This window comes from Pseudomonas sp. YeP6b, assembly GCF_025642995.1.
Classification (GTDB): Bacteria; Pseudomonadota; Gammaproteobacteria; order Pseudomonadales; family Pseudomonadaceae; genus Aquipseudomonas.
Map to the genome: position 1 here is coordinate 4,141,590 of NZ_CP080090.1, position 22,255 is coordinate 4,163,844.

Annotated in this window: 22 protein-coding genes; 11 read left to right on the forward strand and 11 right to left on the reverse strand. The window is 58.2% G+C overall.

The annotated features are described in order from the left end of the window. Positions 1-201: 201 nt before the first annotated feature. Positions 202-501, forward strand: a complete 300-nt coding sequence (gene cspD / locus KZH41_RS18505) for a cold shock domain-containing protein CspD (RefSeq protein ID WP_318654890.1) — start codon at positions 202-204, stop codon at positions 499-501. Between the two features lie 83 nt (positions 502-584). Here cspD and icd read toward each other — a convergent pair whose 3' ends face one another. Beyond that, positions 585-1,841, reverse strand: a complete 1,257-nt coding sequence (gene icd / locus KZH41_RS18510) for an NADP-dependent isocitrate dehydrogenase (protein ID WP_263273445.1) — start codon at positions 1,839-1,841, stop codon at positions 585-587. A 493-nt stretch (positions 1,842-2,334) separates the two neighbouring features. On the opposite strand from icd, the gene KZH41_RS18515 reads away from it, so the two are divergent. From KZH41_RS18515 to KZH41_RS18560, 10 genes are all read left to right on the forward strand, one after another. Continuing rightward, positions 2,335-4,560: an NADP-dependent isocitrate dehydrogenase gene (locus KZH41_RS18515; RefSeq protein ID WP_242150599.1), complete on the forward strand. Its 2,226-nt coding sequence runs from the start codon at positions 2,335-2,337 to the stop codon at positions 4,558-4,560. A gap of 106 nt (positions 4,561-4,666) precedes the next feature. Beyond that, positions 4,667-5,113 (forward strand): NUDIX hydrolase, encoded by a 447-nt coding sequence (locus KZH41_RS18520; RefSeq protein WP_242150602.1) that lies wholly within the window; start codon positions 4,667-4,669, stop codon positions 5,111-5,113. Positions 5,114-5,172: 59 nt separating this feature from the next. Further along, entirely contained in the window at positions 5,173-6,297 is a 1,125-nt protein-coding gene (mnmA, locus tag KZH41_RS18525) for a tRNA 2-thiouridine(34) synthase MnmA (RefSeq protein WP_242150605.1), read from the forward strand. Then, entirely contained in the window at positions 6,294-6,917 is a 624-nt protein-coding gene (gene hflD, locus KZH41_RS18530; RefSeq protein ID WP_094950626.1) for a high frequency lysogenization protein HflD, read from the forward strand. The genes mnmA and hflD overlap by 4 nt, the downstream gene beginning before the upstream one ends. Positions 6,918-7,040: 123 nt before the next feature. Continuing rightward, positions 7,041-8,411, forward strand: coding sequence for an adenylosuccinate lyase (gene purB / locus KZH41_RS18535; protein WP_242150608.1), 1,371 nt, complete (start codon positions 7,041-7,043; stop codon positions 8,409-8,411). Between the two features lie 85 nt (positions 8,412-8,496). Then, positions 8,497-9,663: a cupin domain-containing protein gene (locus KZH41_RS18540; RefSeq protein WP_242150611.1), complete on the forward strand. Its 1,167-nt coding sequence runs from the start codon at positions 8,497-8,499 to the stop codon at positions 9,661-9,663. Further along, entirely contained in the window at positions 9,656-10,078 is a 423-nt protein-coding gene (locus KZH41_RS18545; RefSeq protein ID WP_094950623.1) for a GNAT family N-acetyltransferase, read from the forward strand. The genes KZH41_RS18540 and KZH41_RS18545 overlap by 8 nt, the downstream gene beginning before the upstream one ends. Before the next feature lie 141 nt (positions 10,079-10,219). Continuing rightward, the gene (locus tag KZH41_RS18550) at positions 10,220-10,957 is read left to right on the forward strand and encodes a secretin N-terminal domain-containing protein (RefSeq protein WP_263273446.1); all 738 of its coding nucleotides are present in this window, start codon (positions 10,220-10,222) and stop codon (positions 10,955-10,957) included. A 509-nt stretch (positions 10,958-11,466) separates the two neighbouring features. Beyond that, a complete protein-coding gene (gene aceA, locus KZH41_RS18555; RefSeq protein ID WP_094950621.1) occupies positions 11,467-12,792 on the forward strand; it encodes an isocitrate lyase in 1,326 nt (441 codons plus the stop codon). A 254-nt stretch (positions 12,793-13,046) separates the two neighbouring features. Then, complete coding sequence (locus KZH41_RS18560; protein WP_094950620.1) at positions 13,047-13,586, forward strand: DUF1523 family protein; 540 nt, start codon at positions 13,047-13,049, stop codon at positions 13,584-13,586. A gap of 77 nt (positions 13,587-13,663) precedes the next feature. Here KZH41_RS18560 and KZH41_RS18565 read toward each other — a convergent pair whose 3' ends face one another. The 10 genes from KZH41_RS18565 to KZH41_RS18610 form a co-directional block, all read right to left on the reverse strand. Continuing rightward, the gene (locus KZH41_RS18565) at positions 13,664-14,242 is read right to left on the reverse strand and encodes a TerD family protein (RefSeq protein WP_094950619.1); all 579 of its coding nucleotides are present in this window, start codon (positions 14,240-14,242) and stop codon (positions 13,664-13,666) included. A 29-nt stretch (positions 14,243-14,271) separates the two neighbouring features. After that, entirely contained in the window at positions 14,272-14,847 is a 576-nt protein-coding gene (locus KZH41_RS18570) for a TerD family protein (protein WP_094950618.1), read from the reverse strand. A 33-nt stretch (positions 14,848-14,880) separates the two neighbouring features. After that, on the reverse strand, positions 14,881-15,921 hold the full coding sequence (locus tag KZH41_RS18575; RefSeq protein ID WP_406980060.1) for a TerC/Alx family metal homeostasis membrane protein: 1,041 nt from the start codon (positions 15,919-15,921) through the stop codon (positions 14,881-14,883). 6 nt (positions 15,922-15,927) lie between these two features. Beyond that, the gene (locus KZH41_RS18580) at positions 15,928-16,377 is read right to left on the reverse strand and encodes a tellurite resistance TerB family protein (RefSeq protein WP_094950617.1); all 450 of its coding nucleotides are present in this window, start codon (positions 16,375-16,377) and stop codon (positions 15,928-15,930) included. 62 nt (positions 16,378-16,439) lie between these two features. Beyond that, complete coding sequence (locus tag KZH41_RS18585) at positions 16,440-17,597, reverse strand: TerD family protein (RefSeq protein WP_094950616.1); 1,158 nt, start codon at positions 17,595-17,597, stop codon at positions 16,440-16,442. After that, positions 17,594-18,184, reverse strand: coding sequence for a TerD family protein (locus KZH41_RS18590; protein WP_094950615.1), 591 nt, complete (start codon positions 18,182-18,184; stop codon positions 17,594-17,596). The genes KZH41_RS18585 and KZH41_RS18590 overlap by 4 nt, the downstream gene beginning before the upstream one ends. A 102-nt stretch (positions 18,185-18,286) precedes the next feature. After that, positions 18,287-19,237, reverse strand: a complete 951-nt coding sequence (locus KZH41_RS18595) for an HpcH/HpaI aldolase/citrate lyase family protein (RefSeq protein WP_094950614.1) — start codon at positions 19,235-19,237, stop codon at positions 18,287-18,289. Then, positions 19,237-20,331: a cysteine protease StiP family protein gene (locus KZH41_RS18600; protein WP_094950613.1), complete on the reverse strand. Its 1,095-nt coding sequence runs from the start codon at positions 20,329-20,331 to the stop codon at positions 19,237-19,239. The genes KZH41_RS18595 and KZH41_RS18600 overlap by 1 nt, the downstream gene beginning before the upstream one ends. Further along, positions 20,324-21,082, reverse strand: a complete 759-nt coding sequence (locus KZH41_RS18605) for a trehalose phosphatase (RefSeq protein ID WP_263273447.1) — start codon at positions 21,080-21,082, stop codon at positions 20,324-20,326. Before KZH41_RS18605 ends, KZH41_RS18600 begins: the two co-directional genes overlap by 8 nt. After that, on the reverse strand, positions 21,072-22,208 hold the full coding sequence (locus KZH41_RS18610; RefSeq protein ID WP_094950611.1) for a phosphoribosyltransferase domain-containing protein: 1,137 nt from the start codon (positions 22,206-22,208) through the stop codon (positions 21,072-21,074). The genes KZH41_RS18605 and KZH41_RS18610 overlap by 11 nt, the downstream gene beginning before the upstream one ends. Between the last annotated feature and the right edge of the window lie 47 nt (positions 22,209-22,255).

Sequence of the window (22,255 nt, forward strand, 5' to 3'; positions counted from 1 at the left end):
TCAAATACAGTGGTGGGGGCGACCTGCCGGAATTTCAACTCTGACTATACGGTCGCCTTGACTATCGGCAAATCGGTGTTACAACCAATAGAGCCCACAGTGGGTAAAAAAGGTCCGCGCAGTCAACCTTATTTATTCGGGTTAGGACGGATAAACTGGATGATACTCCAGTGATGGAGTCTGGTGCAGAGGGATATGGTTATGTCTGGCGTCAAGATCAACGGCAAGGTCAAGTGGTTCAACAATGCCAAGGGGTATGGCTTTATAAACGAAGAGGGCAAAACAGAGGACCTTTTTGCGCACTTTTCAGCGATCCAAATGGAAGGATATAAAACGCTGAAAGCCGGCCAAGCCGTGAGCTTCGAGATCATTCAAGGCCCCAAAGGACTGCACGCCGTGAACATAGGTGCGGTGAGCATCGCGCTCAAACCCGAAAAACCTGAAGAAGCTCTCAAACCGGCAACCCTGCACACTCTTAACGAAAAGAAACAAACGGCCTGATCCGCCGACGAGCATGCAGTTTGCAATGAAAAAAAGGCCCTTCCACTCAAGTGGAAGGGCCTTTTTTCATGCGCCTGCTTTATTTACATATGCGAGATCAACGCATCACCGAAACCTGACGACGACACCAGTTTGGCACCCTCCATCAAGCGCTCGAAGTCATAGGTCACGGTCTTAGCCGAAATGGCACCGTTGGTGCCCTTGATGATCAAGTCAGCCGCTTCGGCCCAGCCCATGTGCCGCAGCATCATTTCTGCCGACAGAATCAATGAACCCGGGTTTACCTGGTCCTTGCCTGCGTATTTGGGCGCGGTGCCATGGGTGGCCTCGAACATGGCCACGGTATCCGACAGGTTGGCACCCGGCGCAATACCGATACCGCCCACTTCCGCCGCCAGGGCATCGGAGAGGTAGTCACCATTCAAGTTAAGGGTGGCGATCACGTCATATTCGGCCGGACGCAGCAGAATCTGCTGGAGCATGGCATCAGCAATAGCGTCCTTTACCACCACATTCTTGCCGGTCTTCGGGTTCTTGAACTGCATCCAAGGGCCACCATCGAGCAAGGTCGCACCAAATTCTTTCTCGGCGATACCGTAGGCCCACTCTTTGAAGGCACCTTCGGTGAACTTCATAATGTTGCCTTTGTGCACGATGGTCAGCGAATCACGGTCGTTATCCACTACATATTGCAGGGCTTTACGCACCAGGCGCTCGGTGCCTTCTTTGGAGACCGGCTTGATGCCAATCCCGCAATCCTGGTCGAAACGGATCTTGGTGACGCCCATTTCCTCCTTGAGGAATTTGATCACCTTGATCGCTTCCGGCGAGCCGGCCTTCCATTCGATACCGGCGTAAATATCCTCGGAGTTCTCACGGAAGATAGTCATATCGACGTCGCCAGGTTTCTTGACCGGGCTGGGCACGCCTTCAAACCAACGCACCGGGCGCAGGCAAACATACAGGTCGAGTTGTTGGCGCAGGGCCACGTTCAGCGAACGAATGCCACCACCGACCGGTGTGGTCAGCGGCCCCTTGATGGAAACCACGTAATCTTTGACCGCATCCAGGGTTTCCTGGGGCAGCCAGGTATCCTGATCGTAGATTTGAGTCGCTTTCTCGCCGGCGTAAACCTCCATCCAGGAGATTTTGCGCTTGCCGCCGTAGGCCTTTTCAACAGCTGCGTCGACCACCTTGATCATCACCGGGCTGATGTCGACGCCAATACCGTCGCCTTCTATATAAGGGATGATCGGTTGGTCAGGAACATTGAGAGAATGGTCTGCATTGACGGTGATTTTGTCGCCGACTGCCGGAACCTGAATCTTCTTGTATCCCATGCTGAACTCCATCTATGGATTGAACATCTGGCTGCGTTCGAGCCTACTCCAGATAAATGGCGACTGAAACCTCGCGCCATGCTCATTTGCATCGAAAACAGCATATTTAGTCGCCTACAAGCCTGAAAGCAAAGGCAAAATCGCCAATCTTGAGCACATCGTGCGACTTTGGTCGCACTTGGGCCCCTGCGACCTTTAGACCAATGGACGACACACCTTTTGTATGAAGGCTCGGCGTAAGCATAGCGACCTATGTATAATGCCGCCGCTGACCCAAGAGTCACGACCGCTGACCGCTCTAGACAGTAGCCTTCAGCCAGAAAGCAGGGCTATTACAATAGCCCACCCGCTTGACGCTCGACTGATGCAACCCAACATCACCGCGAAGAAACCTCGACATTTCGCTCATGGATGACTTTGAACGAACGCGCTCCACCCGGCGCATCTCGAGTTTCTGCGCACGCTTTCAGCAAAGAAGAGAGTTAATCCGAATATGCCCACCCGCTCGAAGATCATCTACACCTTCACCGACGAAGCCCCAGCCCTCGCCACCTATTCACTGCTGCCTATCGTAGAGGCCTTCACCGCTTCCGCTGATATTGCTGTGGAAACCCGCGACATCTCCCTCGCCGCGCGCATCCTCGCAAGCTTCCCCGAGCAACTGGGTACCCAGGCTATCCCGGACCACCTCGCCGAACTGGGCGACCTGGCCGTTACGCCTGAAGCCAACATCATCAAGCTGCCTAACATCAGCGCCTCGACCCCGCAGCTGCAAGCCGCGATCAAGGAACTGCAGGCCCAGGGCTACGCCCTGCCGGACTACCCGGAAACCGTAACCACCGACGCGGAAAAAGAAACCCGCGCACGTTACGACAAGGTCAAGGGCAGCGCCGTGAACCCGGTACTGCGCGAAGGCAACTCCGACCGCCGCGCACCGCTGTCGGTCAAGAACTATGCGCGCAAGCACCCGCACAAAATGGGCGCCTGGGCTGCCGACTCCAAGTCGCACGTCGCGCACATGAACAACGGCGACTTCTACGGCAGCGAAAAAGCCGTACAGATCGAAGCCGCTGACGCCGTGAAGATCGAGCTGATCGCCAAAGACGGCACTGCGACCGTCTTGAAAGAAAAGACCTCGGTAAAGGCCGGCGAGATTATCGACACCGCCGTGCTGAGCAAAAAAGCCCTGCGCAGCTTCATCGCCGCTGAAATCGAAGACGCCAAGAAACAAGGCGTGCTGCTGTCGGTTCACCTGAAAGCCACCATGATGAAGGTCTCCGACCCGATCATGTTCGGCCAGATCGTTGCCGAGTTCTACAAAGACGCCCTGGCCAAGCACGCCCCGTTGCTTGCACAGATCGGCTTCAACCTGAACAACGGCATCGGCGACCTGTACGCTCGCATCAAGGCTTTGCCTAGCGATCAACAAGCGCAGATCGAAGCTGACATTCAAGCGGTCTACGCCGCTCGCCCATCGCTGGCGATGGTCAACTCCGACAAAGGCATCACCAACCTGCACGTGCCGAGCGACGTCATCGTCGACGCCTCGATGCCGGCCATGATCCGTGACTCCGGCAAAATGTGGGGCACCGACGGCCAACTGCACGACACCAAGGCTGTGATCCCTGATCGCTGCTACGCCACCATCTACCAGGCGGTGATCGAAGAGTGCAAAGCCAACGGCGCCTTCGACCCAACCACCATGGGCAGCGTGCCAAACGTTGGCCTGATGGCGAAAAAAGCCGAAGAGTACGGTTCCCACGACAAGACCTTCCAGGTCAAGGCTGACGGCGTTGTCCGCGTCACCGACAGCAAGGGCAACCTGCTGATGGAACAGAAAGTCGAAGCCGGCGATATCTTTCGCATGTGCCAGACCCAGGACGCGCCGATCCAGGACTGGGTCAAGCTGGCCGTCAACCGTGCCCGTGCCAGCAACACCCCGGCCATCTTCTGGCTGGACCCACAGCGCGCGCACGACGGCGTCGTGGTCGAGAAGGTTCAGACCTACCTCAAAGACCACAACACCGACGGCCTGGACATCCGCATCATGTCGCCGGTCGACGCGATGAAGTTCACGCTGGAGCGTACCCGCAAGGGCCTGGACACCATCTCGGTGACCGGTAACGTATTGCGCGACTACCTGACCGACCTGTTCCCGATCATGGAACTGGGCACCAGCGCCAAGATGCTGTCGATCGTGCCGCTGATGAACGGCGGTGGCCTGTTCGAAACCGGCGCCGGCGGTTCGGCACCGAAACACGTGCAGCAACTGGTTGAAGAAAACTTCCTGCGCTGGGATTCCTTGGGCGAGTTCCTGGCCCTGGCAGCTTCCCTTGAGCATTTGGGTGTTACTTACAACAACCCGAAAGCCCTGGTGCTGTCCAAGACCCTGGACCAGGCCACCGGCCAGTTCCTCGACAACAACAAGTCGCCATCGCGCAAAGTCGGCAACATCGACAACCGCGGCAGCCACTTCTACCTGGCGCTGTACTGGGCTCAAGCCCTGGCCGCCCAGACCGAAGACACTGCACTGCAAGCGCAGTTCGGCGAACTGGCCAAAACCCTGAGCGACAACGAGGCGACCATCGTTGCCGAACTGAACGCCGTACAGGGCAAGCCAGTGGATATCGGCGGCTACTACGCGCCGAGCCCAGAGCTGACCAGCAAAGCCATGCGCCCAAGCAACACCCTCAACGCGGCGATTGCCAAGTTGAAGTAAGGTTGTAAGGATGCAAAGAAGCCCCGGCCCCGTGCCGGGGTTTCTGTTTGTGCCCAGCACCGATTTGATTGGGTTTCTCCAGCCACCCCCAACTTGAGGCCGCTTTATGACCTGGCAACCCCACATTACCGTCGCCACCATTGTCGAAGACAACGGCCGCTTCCTGATGGTCGAAGAGCTCAAGGGCGGGCGCGCCGTGCTCAATCAGCCGGCCGGCCACCTGGACCCGCATGAAACCCTGACCGAGGCCGCCGTGCGTGAAACCCTCGAAGAAACCGGTTGGGACGTGGAAGCCACCGGCATCGTCGGGATCTACCTGTACACCGCACCCAGCAATGGCGTGACCTATCAGCGCGTGTGCTTCATCGCCAAGGCCCTGAAACACCACCCGCACTACCAACTCGACGAAGGCATCGTGCGCGCCCGCTGGCTGACCCGTGATGAGCTGATGGCCCTGCGCGACGACTGGCGCAGCGAGCTGATCATCCGCTGCATCGATGATTATCTGGCAGGTGTGCGCCACAGTCTGGAATTGATCCGCCCTTCTCTTTAGCCTTGCGGGCGCGAGCCTGCTAGAATCGCGTCCTTTTTCAAGACACCCGTTGAAACCCTATGCGTGATCCAGCCCCTTCTGACACACAAAAGAAGCGCGTCATCGTCGGTATGTCCGGCGGCGTGGATTCTTCCGTTTCCGCCGTTCTGCTCATGGAGCAGGGTTATGAGGTGGAAGGCCTGTTCATGAAGAACTGGGAAGAAGACGATGGAACGGAATATTGCACCGCCATGGACGACCTGGCCGACGCCCAGGCCGTTTGCGACAAGATTGGCATCAAGCTGCACACCGCCAACTTCGCCGCCGAGTACTGGGACAACGTGTTCGAGCACTTCCTGGCCGAATACAAGGCCGGCCGCACGCCGAACCCGGACATCTTGTGTAACCGCGAAATCAAGTTCAAGGCGTTCCTCGACTACGCCATGATCCTCGGCGCCGACCTGATCGCCACTGGCCACTACGTGCGCCGTCGCGACATCGACGGTCGCACCGAACTGCTCAAGGGCCTGGACCCGAACAAGGACCAGAGCTACTTCCTGCACGCCGTCGGCGGCGAACAGATCGCCAAGACCCTGTTCCCGGTGGGCGAGCTGGAAAAACCCGAAGTGCGCAAGATCGCCGAGAAACACGGCCTGGCCACTGCCAAGAAAAAGGATTCCACCGGGATCTGCTTTATCGGCGAGCGCCGCTTCAGCGACTTCCTCAAGCAGTACCTGCCGGCACAGCCGGGCGAAATCAAGACCACTGAAGGCGACGTCATCGGCCGCCACCATGGCCTGATGTACCACACCATCGGCCAACGCCAGGGCCTGGGCATCGGCGGCTTGAAAGACGCCGGTGAAGAGCCGTGGTACGTGCTGGTTAAGGATCTTGAGAACAACGTGCTGATCGTTGGCCAAGGTAATGAACACCCGCTGCTGTTTTCCGGCGCCCTGCTCGCTTCCGAGATCTATTGGGTCAACCCGATCGACCTGAGCACCCCACGCCGCCTGACCGCCAAAGTGCGTTATCGCCAGAGCGACCAGCCCTGCACCCTGGAAAAAACTGCCAACGGCTATCGCGCCACCTTTGATGACCCGCAACGCGCGGTCACGCCTGGCCAGTCCGTGGTGTTCTACGACGGCGAAATTTGCCTGGGCGGCGGCGTGATTGAATTCGCCGAAGCCTGGAGCAACCCAGCATGAGCCCGACCCAGGAGCAATTAACCGCACTGGGCGGGGTTTTCCTAGCCGCGGTGCTGGTCGACAAGATCGCCAAGACCGGCCAGGTCACCGAGGCGGGCCTGACCTGCATGCTCGGCAGCCTGCTGATCCGCGACCCCAAGGACACCCTGGAAGTCTACGGCGGCGACGATCTGACGCTGCGTGAAGGCTATCGCGCGCTGATTGGCGCGCTGGAGCGCGACCCCAGCACCCTGCAGCGCGAGCCCTTGCGCTACGCCCTGTCGATGCTCGGCCTGGAGCGCCAATTGGCCAAGCGCGAGGACATGCTGGAAACCATCGGCAAACGCCTGCCGCAGATCCAATCCCAAGTGGAACACTTCGGCCCGGCTCACGAAAACGTGATTGCCGCCTGTGGCGCGCTGTACCAGGACACCTTGAGCACCTTGCGCCAACGGATCCAGGTGCACGGCGACATGCGCAACCTGCAGCAACCTAACAACGCCTCGAAAATCCGCGCCCTGCTCCTGGCCGGTATTCGTTCGGCACGGTTGTGGCGGCAGTTGGGCGGTCATCGCTGGCAGCTGGTGATCAGCCGGCGCAAATTGCTTAAAGAGCTTTACCCGTTGATGCGCAACGAATAAGTCGCAGCAACCCGATTTTTATAGCCTCACGCGTAATACGCCGGTCAGTTGGCAACGGACCGGCGGATTTTTTCATGTATGATACGCGCCCCATTTCGTTGCCCGACTGTCCGAGAACACCCCATGCAGCTCTCTTCGCTCACTGCGGTTTCCCCTGTAGACGGCCGCTACGCCGGCAAAACCCAGGCCCTGCGCCCTATTTTCAGCGAATACGGCTTGATCCGTGCTCGTGTTCTGGTTGAAGTGCGCTGGCTCCAGCGCCTGGCCGCTCACCCTGCCATCAGCGAAGTGCCGGCGTTTTCCGCCGAAGCCAACGCCGTGCTGAACACCCTGGCGGAAAACTTCTCCCTGGAGCACGCCGAGCGTGTGAAAGAGATCGAGCGCACCACCAACCACGACGTTAAAGCCATCGAATACCTGCTCAAAGAGCAAGCGGCCAAGCTGCCGGAACTGGCCAAGGTCAGCGAGTTCATCCACTTTGCCTGCACCAGCGAGGACATCAACAACCTGTCCCACGCCCTGATGCTGCGCGAAGGCCGTGATGAGGTGATGCTGCCGTTGATGCGCCAGACCGCCAACGCCATCCGCGAACTGGCGATCCGTTTCGCCGACGTGCCGATGCTGTCGCGCACCCACGGTCAGCCGGCCTCGCCGACCACCCTGGGCAAAGAATTGGCCAACGTGGTGTACCGCCTGGAGCGCCAGATCGCTCAAGTGGCCGCTGTACCGCTGCTGGGCAAGATCAACGGCGCCGTGGGCAACTACAACGCCCACATCTCGGCCTACCCGGAAATCGACTGGGAAGAAAATGCCCGCGCCTTCATCGAAGACGAGCTGGGCCTGGGCTTCAACCCGTACACCACGCAGATCGAACCGCACGACTACATCGCCGAGCTGTTCGACGCCATTGCGCGCTTCAACACCATCCTGATCGACTTCGATCGCGATATCTGGGGCTACATCTCCCTGGGCTACTTCAAGCAGCGCACCATTGCCGGTGAAATCGGTTCCTCGACCATGCCGCACAAGGTCAACCCGATCGACTTCGAAAACTCTGAAGGCAACCTCGGCATCGCCAACGCCCTGTTCCAGCACCTGGCCAGCAAGCTGCCGATCTCCCGCTGGCAGCGCGACCTGACCGACTCCACCGTACTGCGCAACCTCGGTGTGGGCTTTGCTCACAGCGTGATCGCGTACGAAGCCAGCCTCAAAGGCATCAGCAAGCTGGAACTCAACGAGCAGAAAATCGCCGCTGACCTGGATGCGTGCTGGGAAGTATTGGCTGAGCCGATCCAGACCGTGATGCGCCGCTACAACATCGAAAACCCCTACGAGAAGCTGAAAGAATTGACGCGCGGCAAGGGCATCAGCCCTGAAGCACTGCAAACTTTCATCGACGGCTTGGATATGCCAGCCGCCGCCAAGGCCGAGCTGAAACTGCTCACCCCGGCCAACTACATCGGCAACGCGGTGGCCCAAGCCAAACGCATCTGATGTAGCGCAAGCCCTCTTGAGACGCCCGGCCGCGCCGGGCGTTTTTATTCCTGTCTTAAAAGTGCTTTCTTTCAATAGGTTACACATGAATCCTGATATTCCTCTTCAACTTCTGGGCGGCATCACGGCACGCGAGTTCCTGCGCGACTATTGGCAGAAAAAACCGCTGCTGATCCGCCAGGCCATCCCTGATTTCGAAAGCCCGATAGACGCCGACGAACTGGCAGGCTTAGCCCTGGAAGAGGAAGTCGAATCGCGCCTGGTGATCGAACACGGCGAGCGCCCGTGGGAGCTGCGCCGCGGCCCGTTCGCCGAGGACGCCTTCAGCACCCTGCCGGAGCGTGAGTGGACCCTGCTGGTGCAGGCCGTCGACCAGTTCGTGCCGGAAGTGGCCGAGCTGCTGGAGCACTTCCGCTTCCTGCCAAGCTGGCGCATCGACGATGTGATGATCAGCTTCGCCGCACCCGGCGGCAGCGTTGGCCCGCACTTCGATAACTACGACGTGTTCCTGTTGCAAGCCCAAGGCAAGCGCAACTGGAAGATCGGCCAGATGTGCAACTCCGAAAGCCCGTTGCTGCAACACGCCGACCTGCGCATCCTCGCCGAATTCGAACAAAGTGAAGAATGGGTGCTGGAACCGGGCGACATGCTCTACCTGCCGCCGCGCCTGGCGCACTTCGGCATTGCCGAAGATGACTGCATGACCTACTCGGTCGGCTTTCGCGCGCCGAGCGCCGCTGAAGTGCTGACCCACTTCACCGACTTCCTCAGCCAATACCTGACGGACGAAGAGCGTTACACCGACGCCGACGCCCAGCCGGTCAGCGACCCGCACCAGATCCAGGGCGACGCGCTCGACCGCCTGAAAAGCCTGCTGGCCGAGCACATGAGCGATGAGCGCATGCTGCTGACATGGTTCGGCCAGTTCATGACCGAGCCGCGCTACCCGGAACTGGTGGCGGGCGAAGAATTGGGCGAAGAAGACTTCCTCAGCAGCCTGGAAGGCGGCGCGATTCTGGTGCGCAACCCAAGCGCGCGCATGGCGTGGTCGGAAGTCGACGACGACGTACTGCTGTTTGCCAGCGGCCAGAGCCGTTACCTGCCAGGCAAGCTGCGCGAGTTGCTGAAGCTGGTGTGCTCGGCGGATGCATTGCACAGCGAAAACCTTGGCGCATGGCTCGCAGACGAAGATGGCCGCGACCTGCTGTGCGAACTGGTCAAGCAAGGAAGCCTGGGATTTGCCGATGAATAAGATTCACGTAAGTGTCGCGGACTGGCAAAAGGATATCGCTGAGATTCGGCGCATTCGTGAAGCGGTATTTATCGCCGAACAATCGGTTCCACCTGAGCTGGAGTGGGATTCGGACGACGCCGACGCGGTGCATTTTCTCGCGTTCGAAGGCGACTTTCCGATTGGCACTGCGCGCCTGCTGCCCAGCGGCGAAATCGGCCGCGTGTCGGTACTCAAGGACTGGCGCGGGCTGAAGGTCGGCGACAAGCTGATGGAAGCCGTGATTGGGCTGGCCGAGCAACGCGGCCAGACCAAGCAGTTCCTGAGTGCGCAGGTGTATGCGGCGCCGTTTTATGAGCGGCTGGGCTTCAAGATCGTCAGTGATGAGTTTCTTGAAGTTGGGATTCCGCATGTGGATATGGTGCGCGAGGGCTGATCCGAGACCTGCGATAGCGCCATCAGCAACACCCAAAATGCCCTGCCTGCCAGGGCATTTTGCCGTCTAAGATTCAACTTGCGACCTGCAAGGCCGACAAACTGGCACTATCACGCTAAATGACTCGCAGAGATAACGGACATGTCCCTACGCAACCTGCTCACCGCCCTCCTCCTGACTGCCAGCACCTGGGCAATCGCCGACACCGCAGTCGTCAACCTGAGCAATCGCACCAGCGCCGACCTGCTGCCGGTGGCGCAGAACTTCATCGGCAAGGACGGCAGCGTCAGCGCCTACGGCAACCAGCTGATTGTGAAAGCTGACCCCGATAAGATCGAGGGGTTGCGCGCACTGCTCGCGCAGCTGGACACGCCCGCCAAACGCCTGCTGATCACCGTCGACACCAACGAAAACAATCAGCAGAACAGCGGCGACAGCCAGACCCGCATCATCAGTTACGGCACCGCCAGCCGCGATGGCGGCATCCAGCAGATCCAAGCCAGCGAAGGCGTGCCCGCACTGATCCAGGTGGGCCAGAGCGTACCTCTAACCACGACGCAGCAGGACAGCTATGGCCGCCTGCAAAACCAGACCCAGTATCGCAACGTCACCCAGGGCTTTTATGTGACCGCCAGCGTTACCGGCGAGACCGTACACTTGGCGATCAGTACCAACCGTGACCGTATGAGCCAAGAACGTCCTGATGTAGTGAACGTGCAAAGCACCGACACAACGGTCAGCGGCCGCCTGGGGGAGTGGATCCCGCTGGCCGGCATCAACCGTGAGACCCAAGCCGACAAATCCTCTACAACCCGCAACTACTCTACTCAGGGCCGCGACGACCTGACTTTACGGGTCAAGGTCGACACCCTGAACTGAAGCACCAAAAACTGACTGATGAGTCGTCTTAGACTAAAGATGTAGTGCTTTAAAATAAGCACTACAAAACATTTGACGATCCCAAAAAGCCTGGGCATGATGGCCTCGCTCCCGCTAATCAGGGGCCCTGGCAAGGGCCTTCGGATCGCCGCTCTAAACGTTACCCACCTGAGCCGATTCGTGTCTGTACCGCCCACAAGGTGTGTTTGACGAGGTTGCGACTGGAACGAAGTTGTCCCGAGGGACGGAAGCTAACCAGGTAACCCGGCTACACACTGATGAACTGTACAAAGGCCCACGATGCCCGAAGACCGTTCGCAGTTCGCCCTTACCTGCTCAACTCCTCCTCTCGCAACGCGTTCATCCCGTCGCCTTCCCCGCCAAACCTGACTTGACCGCCTAAGCTTCTGGTCAGCGAGCAGCCATAACCACGCACTGATTACGTGGTAGGCAAACGGAATTTTCAACCTAGTAGATTTTCCATAAAAGACGCGACGAGGTTTTTCCCCATGGCACTGACACGCGAACAGCAAATTGCAGCCCTTGAAAAAGATTGGGCTGAAAACCCACGCTGGAAAGGCGTAACCCGCGCTTATTCCGCTGCTGACGTCGTCCGCCTGCGTGGCTCGGTTCAACCTGAGCACACCTTTGCAAAACTCGGCGCCGAGAAACTGTGGAAGCTGGTCACCCAGGGTGCCAAGCCGTCCTTCCGTCCCGAGAAAGATTTCGTCAACTGCATGGGCGCCCTCACTGGCGGCCAGGCAGTCCAACAGGTGAAAGCCGGTATCCAGGCGATCTACCTGTCCGGCTGGCAAGTGGCAGCGGACAACAACTCCGCTGAATCCATGTACCCCGACCAATCGCTGTACCCGGTGGACTCGGTGCCAACCGTGGTCAAGCGCATCAACAACTCGTTCCGCCGTGCCGACCAGATCCAGTGGAAAGCCGGCAAAGGCCCGGGCGACGAAGGCTACATCGACTACTTCGCACCGATCGTGGCTGATGCCGAAGCCGGTTTCGGCGGCGTACTGAACGCCTACGAACTGATGAAGAGCATGATCGAGGCTGGTGCTGCCGGCGTGCACTTCGAAGACCAACTGGCATCGGTGAAGAAATGCGGCCACATGGGCGGCAAAGTACTGGTACCGACCCAAGAAGCCGTACAGAAGCTGACTGCTGCGCGCCTGGCTGCCGACGTGGCCGGTACACCGACCATCATCCTGGCCCGTACCGACGCTAACGCGGCTGACTTGCTGACGTCCGATTGCGACCCGTACGACCAGCCATTCGTGACCGGCGAGCGCACCCAGGAAGGCTTCTATAAAGTTCGCGCCGGTCTTGACCAGGCCATCGCTCGCGGCCTGGCCTACGCGCCGTACGCTGACTTGATCTGGTGCGAAACCGCCAAGCCGGACCTGGACGAAGCCCGTCGCTTCGCCGAAGCGATCAAGAAGGAATACCCGGACCAACTGCTGTCCTATAACTGCTCGCCGTCTTTCAACTGGAAGAAGAACCTGGACGACGCAACCATCGCCAAGTTCCAGCGCGAACTGTCGGCCATGGGCTACAAGCACCAGTTCATCACCCTGGCTGGCATTCACAACATGTGGCACAGCATGTTCAACTTGGCGCACGACTACGCCCGCAACGACATGACCGCCTACGTGAAGCTGCAGGAGCAGGAATTTGCCGACGCCTCCAAAGGCTACACCTTTGTGGCGCACCAGCAGGAAGTGGGCACCGGCTACTTCGACGACATGACCACCGTGATCCAGGGCGGCACCTCGTCCGTGACTGCGCTGACCGGTTCGACCGAAGAAGAGCAGTTCCACTAAGCACCGAGTACACGGCCACTGCGGCCGCATGGAAGACCTAACCGCAGTGCCGCACAACAATCACGCCCCGACTGGTTCGGGGCGTTTTTTTTTGCAACAGTTTTATCCAGCACGGTACTACCGGCGTCAAACGGCACTGGATAGTGCAGATGCGCCACTCTGCGCGCCCTGCAACGCTGAGTGGCTACCAACTAAACATGCCCTCTAGCGAAGAAAACGGGCAAAATTACCACCTTATAAAATGGAGTGAAGGTATGAAGTTGCTCAAAGGCGTAATTCTGGGTGCAGTGCTGCTTATCGTCAGCGCTGGCGCACTGGGGCTTTTCTACGTCCTCCCTCAACACGAGGTGGTGCTGATCACCGGAGGCGAGGTCAAGCGGGTCGACCACGATGGCGTGATCAATGCCGAGAACCCGGCTGATGGCCCGACCCGAGACGTTTACTTCATCAACACCGAGCACCCTGACTCTAAAGACGTCATGGTCTACCGCAATGAAGACACCGGCTGGTCGTTCCCCTGGTATTTCAAGTTCGACTCTGCGGACATTCAGGCCAAGGCCCAGGGTTACTCTCGTAACGCTGAACAACTGGCGCTCATTCGGTACTACGGGTGGCGCATCAAAATATTTTCGGTGTTCCCGAACGTCACAGATATCGAAGCCACCAACAGCCGTGAAGAACCCTTCCCGCTGTTCAATACGGTGTTCCTCAGCATCATCGCGCTGGTACTTATTATCGTAGCGGTGTTCATCAAGCGGCGTCTGAAGCGGCGTCATCAGACTGTCGTAAGTTGACCCAAGCCCTGATTGCTTAAAAGGCAGACAAGAAAAAGCCCCGCTCGAAAGACGGGGCTTTTTGTTAACCCGATGGGTTAGCCAATGCTAACGCCATGGGCTTCAGCCAGAGGCTTCAAGCCACCAGCAAAACCCTGACCGATCGCTTTGAACTTGAACTCTTCGCCGCTGCGATAAAGCTCGCCGAAGATCATCGCAGTTTCAGTCGAAGCGTCTTCGCTCAGGTCGAAACGCGCCAGCTCTTTACCGTCAGCCTTGTTCACCACACGAATGAAGCTGTTGGCAACCTGACCGAAGGTCTGTTTGCGGGTTTCGGCGTCGTGAATGGTGACGGCAAATACCAGCTTCTTCACCAGCGGAGCCAGGGAAGTCAGTTTTACTGTCACTTGTTCATCATCGCCCTCGCCAGCACCGGAGCGGTTATCGCCCATGTGCTCGACGGAACCGTCAGCCGACTTCTTGTTGTTGTAGAAAATGAAGCTGTTGTCGTCGAGCACCTTGCCGTTTTCACCCACGATGAAAACCGATGCATCGAGGTCGAACTCGGTGCCGTCCGTGACACGAGGGTCCCAGCCCAGACCTACAACTACTTCGGTCAACCCAGGCGCTTCTTTGGACAACGATACGTTGCCGCCTTTGGAAAGACTTACAGCCATGATTAATTTCCTTGTTCCAGACGTGGGGGTTAGAAGCTCATACCGTACGAGTTGGCCACCGCTTTCAGGCCGCCCGCGAAGCCCGAACCAACGGCGCGGAATTTCCACTCGCCGTTGTTACGATAAAGCTCGGCGAAGATCATCGCGGTTTCGGTAGAAGCGTCTTCAGCGAGGTCATAACGAACAATTTCAGCGCCGCTGATCTCGTTGACTACGCGAATGAACGAGCCACCGACCTGGCCGAAGTTCTGCTTGCGAGCGTCTGCATCGTGAATCGTAACGGTGAACGCGACCTTGTCGATATCCGCAGGAACGCGGCTCAGATCAACTTTCAGCACTTCATCATCGCCATCGCCAGCACCGGTGCGGTTGTCGCCAGTGTGCTCGATGGAACCGTCAGCGCTTTTGAGCTGATTGTAGAAAATAAAGTCGGCATCGCTACGCACTTTACCATTGGCACCCAGCAGGAACGCGCTGGCGTCCAAGTCAAACTCAGTGCCGTCAGTCGCGCGAGGATCCCAACCCAGACCGATCAGGATCTTGGTCAGTGTCGGGTCGGTCTTCGAGAGGGACAGGTTGCCGCCTTTTTGAAGGGTCAGTGCCATGAGTACAACTCCTTGTGGATAATGTGTTTGACGTTAAGGTTTTTCAGCTTCTGTTTCTTCCTTTTGCGGGAAGAGCGCGCTGGCAAAAATACCGATGGCCAGAACTACGACAACGATGATCAAGCTGGTGTTCGGATCAATGGTGTAGCCGTGCTGGAAAATATGGTTCGTTGCGTTCAAGCCAAGTTTTACGGCAATGAAGAACAGCAGTGCGATGACAGCTTTTTCCAGGTGTACCAGATAGCGTTTCAAAGCTTCGAGCACGAAGTACATGGTCCGCAGGCCGAGAATAGCGAAGAGCATTGCCGAGAACACAATCAATGGTTCGCGGCTGACAGCGATGATTGCCGGGACAGAGTCGAACGCAAACAGCACATCGGACACCTCCATCACCACCAGGCACAGAAACAGCGGCGTAGCGAACAAGCCGCCTTTGGCGGCCAGAGACATGCCTGCGTTTTCCGGTTTGGTCAGCTCGGCTTCCAGGGTCTTGCGACGCACGAAGAAGTCATGGCCATGTAGTTTCGGCCATACAGGAAACAGTTTCTTGGCGAAACGGTAAGCCATGTGCGTGGAGTAATCCTCTTCTTCTTCGTCGTCTCCCCCGCTTCTGAGCATCATCACAGCGGTCCAGGCGACAATCAGGGCAAAGACCACCTCGACCCACGGCCCCAGGGCCAAGAGGCCAGTACCAATGGCAACGAAGATCAGGCGGAATACGATCGCGCCGAGAATCCCCCAGTACAGTACGCGGTGACGCAGACCATTCGGCACCTTGAACCAGGCGAAGATCGCCATGAACACGAATAGGTTGTCCACGCTCAGCACTTTTTCAAGGGCATAGCCGGTGATGAACAGCGTAGCGACTTCAGAACCGTGCTCGACGTACAGGAATCCTGCAAAGGCGAACGAGATGAGAATCCAGAATATCGACCAGGCCGAGGCACGAGCCAGGCTGATGGGCTGGTCGCCACGGTGGGTAAACATGTCGAGCACCATCGCCCCAATCGCCAATGCCACAAACACGGCAATGGTCAGCGGGGGGAAACCCAGTTGGCTAACTTCCACAGTCATGTTCCTTTAGAGTTCAAAGTCAGCTGGGGGAAGACCCAGCTCGAGACAAATCAGACGGCAAACGGCTTTTTCTTTGTCATCGAAATCACCGTCCGACGCGCCAATGGCGCAGGCGACACGAACGAGCAAACGTCCAGCTCCCTCCTTGCCTTTAATCTTGCTGATGTTTTTCAGGGCTTCGGCCTGACCGATCTGGAAGTCAAACTCGAACTTGGCACACGCGTCGTTAAAGACCTTGATGACATCGGTCAGGTTGAACACTTTCAGTTCGGGCGAGTTGCTGATGAATCCCGCCATCTTAGTTTTTTCTGCAGAGGTCACTTCACCATCGGCCGCCGCGACCATGGCGCAGCTGTTGGCGACCGCTTCCATGAACTCTCTGTTTTTGAACTTGCTCACCTCAGTGGTCAGCTTCTCGCGGGCAAGCGCCGCGTTCGTTTTCAACCATGACAACATGTCGTTCACCTCAAGGACGAGCCGGTCTGGCCCGCCGTATCAATTGCAGTTTGATAACAGGATTACTTGGAACCTGCCGCCCAGCGCATACCCCAGCCGTAAGCCTTGTCCATCGGCGAATGGCCCTTGTGAAAGTCGACACGTCGGCTCACCTTGACGCTGCCACCGACGTTTTCCAGCAGGGCAATTGCACACATACCCAGGCGACCGCCCTCTTCATTCAGGCGAACTTCAATAGGGGGCTGACCCGGGACATGGATAGTCACAACGCCATCGGTTTCCCGCCAGTTCGGTGCACCTTCATAAATGAACGCGAACACCAGGACCCGTCGAATTTCACCCCAGTGCTTACCGTTGATATGGAGCCACTCACCATCGCTGACGGCGCCGGTACGGTCATCGCCTTTGAGTTGAATGTAAGGGTCGTAATCCAACTCGCCGAAGCAATTGCCCAGCGCCTGAACGACGCCCTTGGACCCGTCCTGCAATTCGTAAAGGCACCCGACATCCAGGTCGATGGAGGTATTGCGCGAGAAGAAGCCGCCACCGCCCTTGCCTTTGTTCCAGTTCAGGTTGACCTTGATTTCGCCAAAGCCTTCGGAAGTTTTTTCCAGGCTGATCGAGGAGCGAGTCTTGTCGAGGGTGATTTTGCTGAGGCTGACCGAAGGCTTCGGCGCCTCTGGCGCAGTAGGTGCAGGCGTTGCGACCGGAGCTGGCGCCGCGACTTCAACACCAAAGTGCTGAGCCAACGGCTCCAGGCCGCCAGCGAAACCCTGGGCCACACAGCGGAATTTCCACTCACCCTGACGACGATAAAACTCGCCCAGGATCAGTGCGGTTTCTTTCATGCCGCCAGTGGGTATCTGCGCCTCAATGCCGCCGGTTACGGTCAGCGCAAGGTGAGATACGCGATCGAAGCTGGCCTTGTTCTCATAAATCGTTGCGGTCAACGCCACTTTCTCGACCACCGCCTCAAGGCGCGACAGATCAAGTGTGAACACCGCGCGACCGGCCGAGGACTCGGTCATCTGCACCGCACCGCCCAGTACATTGGTCTGCCCGTAGAAACACATATCGGCGTCGCCACGGACCTTTCCGGTAGCCCCAAGAACAAACGCAGACACGTCGATATCAGCACCCGCAATTGCCGAGTAGCTGATATCGACCCGCACCTGGCCGGTGGCGACCGGCGCGTTTGCGCCCGGCCCCAAGGTCGTCATGAGCGCACTGCCTGAATAGCCAGGTTGACCAGGTCGTCAGCGGTGCGGCCGTTAGTCACTTGACCGATAGCCTTGAATTCCCAGCCGCCGGCTTCGCGCACCAGGCTTGCCATGACCACGCCGGTGTGACGGCCCTTCTCGGACAGATTGAAGCGCGCCAGTTCAGTCTTGTTGTTCGCGTTAACGATACGGCAGTAGGCATTGGCAATTTTTTCGAAGTTTTGCCCCGTGAAACTGTTCACGGTGAACACCAGCGATTTGACCGTGGCCGGCAGGCGCTGCAGGTCAACATTTATGGTTTCGTCGTCACCATCGCCTTCGCCGGTACGATTGTCGCCGGAGTGCTTTATGGAGCCGTCGCGCGATTGCAATTGGCGGAACCACACCAGATCCACTGGCTGCAGGTCTGCATCAAAAAGGATGCAGGAGGCGTCCAGGTCGATCTCACCGCTGTTACCCATCAACCGTCCCAGGAACCCGGTTTTCTCCGGATCCCAGCCCAGTCCGAGACTGATTGCTGTAAGGCCACCACCGCCTGCTGTTTTTTCCAGAGAGATTGTTTGGTTTTTAGTCAGAGTCAGGGCCATCGGTACGCTCCTTGTTAGTCGTCATTTTCTGGTGTTTATCGTGCTGCCTTCAGCCATGTAGGCGGTCAGTGCTTTCAGGCTAAAAAGCAGGCATGTCTTGAGTCATCGGCCGGCCTCAGCGAGACGGATCGGTTGATCGGTGTGGCTGGTCTCGGTATGCCTTACGCCATGCCATTTGGCACGTTCGAGGATATTGGTTGCCCATTTAAAATGAGTCGCTGGTTCGCACATCGCATCATTGTGTTTGAAAACAGCAGGCGCGATATCATTCAGCATTAATTTGGCACAATTTAAATCTTCAAGGCTAACACCCAGACTGTCCTGAATAGTGTCGATCTGGCTTGGGTGAATAGCGGTTTTACCTACCAGACCATGAGCAATATCAAGGCCCAGTTCTTCCAGCAGCAGATGCGGTGTCGCCAGTTGCTCGAACACCGGCGCAGTCAAGGCAAACCCTTGCGAGCCCATAACCCCGGCCAACATCGGAATCACATAGCCCATGGGTGTGTCGTACAGCGTCATACCCGGGTTACGCCTCAACCCCAGGCAACCCAGCAAGTCATTGCCGCCGATGCGCAGCGCGATGATGCGCTGAAATAGCGTTTCGTTGAGCGCCGTACCCAGCTCGACCATTGCCTGTGGATTAAAGACTTCGCGGGTTTCAAGGGTCGGCATCAGCAAGATCTGCGGATTGGTTACCGCCGACTCCCACGCACGCAAGTTGGACAGGCTCAACTTGGGCACGACAAAACCATCGACATGAGCCATCAGCGGCCAATCGTTCAGCACCGCAGCCATCTGCCAATCCCGCGGGCGCACAAACAGCATCGGCCCGTCTTCCGACCGACCGCCCTGCTGGTCAATGGCACTCAACAACCGATGGAGATTACGCAAAGCGGTGTCGACATCGATTTCGGCAACCGCGTCCTCAAGGCACACCACCATAGACCGCAGTTGAGGCAACTTCTTGCGAAATACCACCTCCAGAATGTCCTCCCGGGTGGCCGGCATGTAGAGCGTGGCACCGAGTGCGTAAGGCGATATTTTTTTCATCAACTCAAACTCCGGATGACGGTCACTGCACGGTAGGGGCCAAGGGCTGCACCCACCTCTTCCACCGTCACACCGGCCCGCTCAGTCAGGTGCATCAGCAACTGGACGTCCGGGTCGCTGCGATCACGCACCAGCACCTGGTCCGGCACACGGCGTAATACTGCACGGGTAGCCTCGGCGATACCGGGCTTTACGCGGTTCAAATTGGTAATGCCAAAACGCTCGGCAATCACCTCAATCACCTCCTGCGCCGCAGACTGCAACTCGGTGCGCTGCGCTAGCGTCCATGGTGAGGCTGGCGCGACTACAGGCAATGCCCGGCGCACGGCGTCGATCTGGTCAACAAAGTCGCAGGTCACATCGTGCTCGTGCAGGTGCTCGTAAACCACGCACCCATGCAGCCCACCCTCGGCGGGCCAGATGGAGCGCGAGACCAGCCCGGAAACCGTGGCGCCCAAGATGCCCGATGGAATCACCCAATCTTCGGCGGAAGCAGCCAGCCAGGCGCAGCCACACGGATCGGCCAGCACCACAAGGCGTGGCTGCTCAGGGAAACGCGCATCGCCCTTGAGGCTGCGCTGGATCTCGCCGGAGATTGCGCCCTTTCCGGTCCAGCCATCCACAAACACAATGTTTTCGGCGCCGTGCGCAGCAATCACAGCATCCAAGGCAACCATGTCGATGCCACGGTCACGTACGATACTGATGCCGTAATGATGGGCATCACGCCCGACGTCGAGGAGCGCGCGACGCAGCAGTACACCCAGCGGAAGGCCCGCCCGAACGAAAGATACGAGTGCAATCGATGGACCGTTACAGGTGTGGTCCAGGGCAAGGGCCAAGGACTGAACGTCGCGGGCCATCCTGGCCGCGTTCTGCTGCATGGCCCGCTGGTACAGCTGCTTGTGAACCTCGGTGGGTGCCGACTCCTGGCTGATCATCTCCGAGTAATGCTTTTGTTTTGTCTGAATCAGGCGCTCTTTCTCAAGAACATCCGTCACTTCGATTTCGACGGGCTGCAATAGGAAAAGCACATCATCGGTCTGGTAGCTGCCACTACCGACGGTTACCAAATGGGCGAAGGCATCACGCATGAATCATTGCCTCCACGACCTTTGCGAGTTGGCTATTGGCCGGCGTCGCCCAGAAATTGCACTCGTTCATAAAACCCAGGTCGGTCACGCTGTCGCCAAATCCCAACACCGGGCGCTCACCGTTAACGGCCTGGTCTCGACGCAGCAATTCCTGGACCGCATGGCGCTTGGCCAGACCATTGGGCAGGAACGCAAGGTTGTTGCCGTTGCCGTGAATGTGCATGTCTTCCAGAAGGCCGCGAGCCTGAACTTCTGCCAGCACCTTTTGCAGCACCGAGTCGTCGGACTCGTTGTGTTTGGTCACGACATAGTTGAGCAGGCCTTGTTCTTCGACCACCCAGCCGCGCAGGGAAAAGCCCATTTCCTGGCCGATCGCCAAGGTTGCTGCGCTGAGCGCAGGCAAACGGTTTTGATAGGCTGCGAGCAGCTCAGTCATCTGCCCATGCCAATCCTGGTCCAACGCCCCGTCGGGCTGAAGAATCACTCCACCGTGGGAGCACACCGCCCCCGCGACAAAGGGCAATTGCACGCGGCTGTAAGCCTCGACGCTGCGCGCGGTGACCGGAACCACGTCGGCCGATTCCAGCAGCCACTCGACAAAGGTTTTCTGCACCGCACTCATGTAACCGTTGGGCCGTCCATCAATATCCAGCGTCGCCGTGTGCCGGGCACAGCCTTCGGGCATCTTGCGTGCCGTCTGGAACAAGGTGTCATCAAGGTCGATGAGTATCAGGGGACGTTTACTGCTCATCGACGATGACCTCTGCGTTCAATGCATCTATTAACGATTGGGGAACCGCCTGTGCAGGTGTTTCGCTACAGATCAACACCCGCTCGAATTGGCCTGGCCGCACGTTGTAAAGAAAATTGGGGATGCCCAGGCCATAGTTGTCGGAGAACGACAACGCGTGCCCGATCTCATGCCCCAAGGCAATCGGCGAACGCGTGGTGGAGCTGAAATGAACGTCAGCCCCCGCCTGCTCAAGGCGTTCGGCCAACAGAAACGGACGCCACACGAATTCCCCGGTGCCCACGACGAGAATCCGCTCGCCCGGCTTGGCCTGAATATCCGGTGCAAGCGTGTCATCCACATGACACACGCCCAAGCGCCCCCAATCATTGCGCGGATCAATTGGCCAATCGCCCACCGCCACCGCCCCGACATCGGGCATGTGCGGCAACGGCGCGCTCACATCTTCAAGAAAGCGGTACGTGCCCTGAAGCAACGACACCTCATCGGCCGTCTCGCCGAGGGCATTACGCACAGCCCCTTGGGACCAGTCGGTCAGCACGCACGTCACCACCCGCTCGACCTTGCTCAGCCCGGCCTCTATCAGCGCGCGGTACAGATTGATGAACGTCTTGCCGGTTGAGGCCTCATCGTCCACCAGCACCAAGGAACGCGCCTGGTGCATCATTTCCCGAATAGCAGGATCGGTTGGCTGATGAATCAGATGTGCACTGGCGTGGCTGTGTTCCTCTTCGAAACGGGCAAACATCTCAGTGCCCACCGGATGCCGGGTGCTCACTAGATAGACCGTGTCCTGGCGAGTCTTGCTATATACACGGTGCACGCCGGCGCCAAGGCCCACGGCGGTCTCGGCCATGCCGATCACCAGCACCGGCCCAGGTAAATCTGCGGGAATCCTGGCGGCAAGGCTTGCGTAACTGGCCTGCATGGTCGATGGACGCACAGGAATATGCTTGCCCAACACCCGCGACACAAACAGGAACGCGCGCTTTGGATTGCGTCGTTCAGCGAATCCAAAGAGCGATTCGGGTTCGAAGGCGCATTGGTCTATATCAACCTCCATCAACCCGCGCTTGAGTTGCGCGCTGAGTCGGCGTGTCGATGTTTTTACTACTGCGGATTCCATGTACGACATTCCTAAAAGAGGCGTGTAGTGAGTGCAATACCCCTCAC

What these genes read in the sequence shown, in the direction of transcription:
- cspD (WP_318654890.1), top strand. Translation starts at nt 202, where the DNA reads ATGTCTGGCGTCAAGATCAACGGCAAGGTCAAGTGGTTCAACAATGCC.
- icd (WP_263273445.1), bottom strand. Translation starts at nt 1,841, where the DNA reads ATGGGATACAAGAAGATTCAGGTTCCGGCAGTCGGCGACAAAATCACC.
- KZH41_RS18515 (WP_242150599.1), top strand. Translation starts at nt 2,335, where the DNA reads ATGCCCACCCGCTCGAAGATCATCTACACCTTCACCGACGAAGCCCCA.
- KZH41_RS18520 (WP_242150602.1), top strand. Translation starts at nt 4,667, where the DNA reads ATGACCTGGCAACCCCACATTACCGTCGCCACCATTGTCGAAGACAAC.
- mnmA (WP_242150605.1), top strand. Translation starts at nt 5,173, where the DNA reads ATGCGTGATCCAGCCCCTTCTGACACACAAAAGAAGCGCGTCATCGTC.
- hflD (WP_094950626.1), top strand. Translation starts at nt 6,294, where the DNA reads ATGAGCCCGACCCAGGAGCAATTAACCGCACTGGGCGGGGTTTTCCTA.
- purB (WP_242150608.1), top strand. Translation starts at nt 7,041, where the DNA reads ATGCAGCTCTCTTCGCTCACTGCGGTTTCCCCTGTAGACGGCCGCTAC.
- KZH41_RS18540 (WP_242150611.1), top strand. Translation starts at nt 8,497, where the DNA reads ATGAATCCTGATATTCCTCTTCAACTTCTGGGCGGCATCACGGCACGC.
- KZH41_RS18545 (WP_094950623.1), top strand. Translation starts at nt 9,656, where the DNA reads ATGAATAAGATTCACGTAAGTGTCGCGGACTGGCAAAAGGATATCGCT.
- KZH41_RS18550 (WP_263273446.1), top strand. Translation starts at nt 10,220, where the DNA reads ATGTCCCTACGCAACCTGCTCACCGCCCTCCTCCTGACTGCCAGCACC.
- aceA (WP_094950621.1), top strand. Translation starts at nt 11,467, where the DNA reads ATGGCACTGACACGCGAACAGCAAATTGCAGCCCTTGAAAAAGATTGG.
- KZH41_RS18560 (WP_094950620.1), top strand. Translation starts at nt 13,047, where the DNA reads ATGAAGTTGCTCAAAGGCGTAATTCTGGGTGCAGTGCTGCTTATCGTC.
- KZH41_RS18565 (WP_094950619.1), bottom strand. Translation starts at nt 14,242, where the DNA reads ATGGCTGTAAGTCTTTCCAAAGGCGGCAACGTATCGTTGTCCAAAGAA.
- KZH41_RS18570 (WP_094950618.1), bottom strand. Translation starts at nt 14,847, where the DNA reads ATGGCACTGACCCTTCAAAAAGGCGGCAACCTGTCCCTCTCGAAGACC.
- KZH41_RS18575 (WP_406980060.1), bottom strand. Translation starts at nt 15,921, where the DNA reads ATGACTGTGGAAGTTAGCCAACTGGGTTTCCCCCCGCTGACCATTGCC.
- KZH41_RS18580 (WP_094950617.1), bottom strand. Translation starts at nt 16,377, where the DNA reads ATGTTGTCATGGTTGAAAACGAACGCGGCGCTTGCCCGCGAGAAGCTG.
- KZH41_RS18585 (WP_094950616.1), bottom strand. Translation starts at nt 17,597, where the DNA reads ATGACGACCTTGGGGCCGGGCGCAAACGCGCCGGTCGCCACCGGCCAG.
- KZH41_RS18590 (WP_094950615.1), bottom strand. Translation starts at nt 18,184, where the DNA reads ATGGCCCTGACTCTGACTAAAAACCAAACAATCTCTCTGGAAAAAACA.
- KZH41_RS18595 (WP_094950614.1), bottom strand. Translation starts at nt 19,237, where the DNA reads ATGAAAAAAATATCGCCTTACGCACTCGGTGCCACGCTCTACATGCCG.
- KZH41_RS18600 (WP_094950613.1), bottom strand. Translation starts at nt 20,331, where the DNA reads ATGCGTGATGCCTTCGCCCATTTGGTAACCGTCGGTAGTGGCAGCTAC.
- KZH41_RS18605 (WP_263273447.1), bottom strand. Translation starts at nt 21,082, where the DNA reads ATGAGCAGTAAACGTCCCCTGATACTCATCGACCTTGATGACACCTTG.
- KZH41_RS18610 (WP_094950611.1), bottom strand. Translation starts at nt 22,208, where the DNA reads ATGGAATCCGCAGTAGTAAAAACATCGACACGCCGACTCAGCGCGCAA.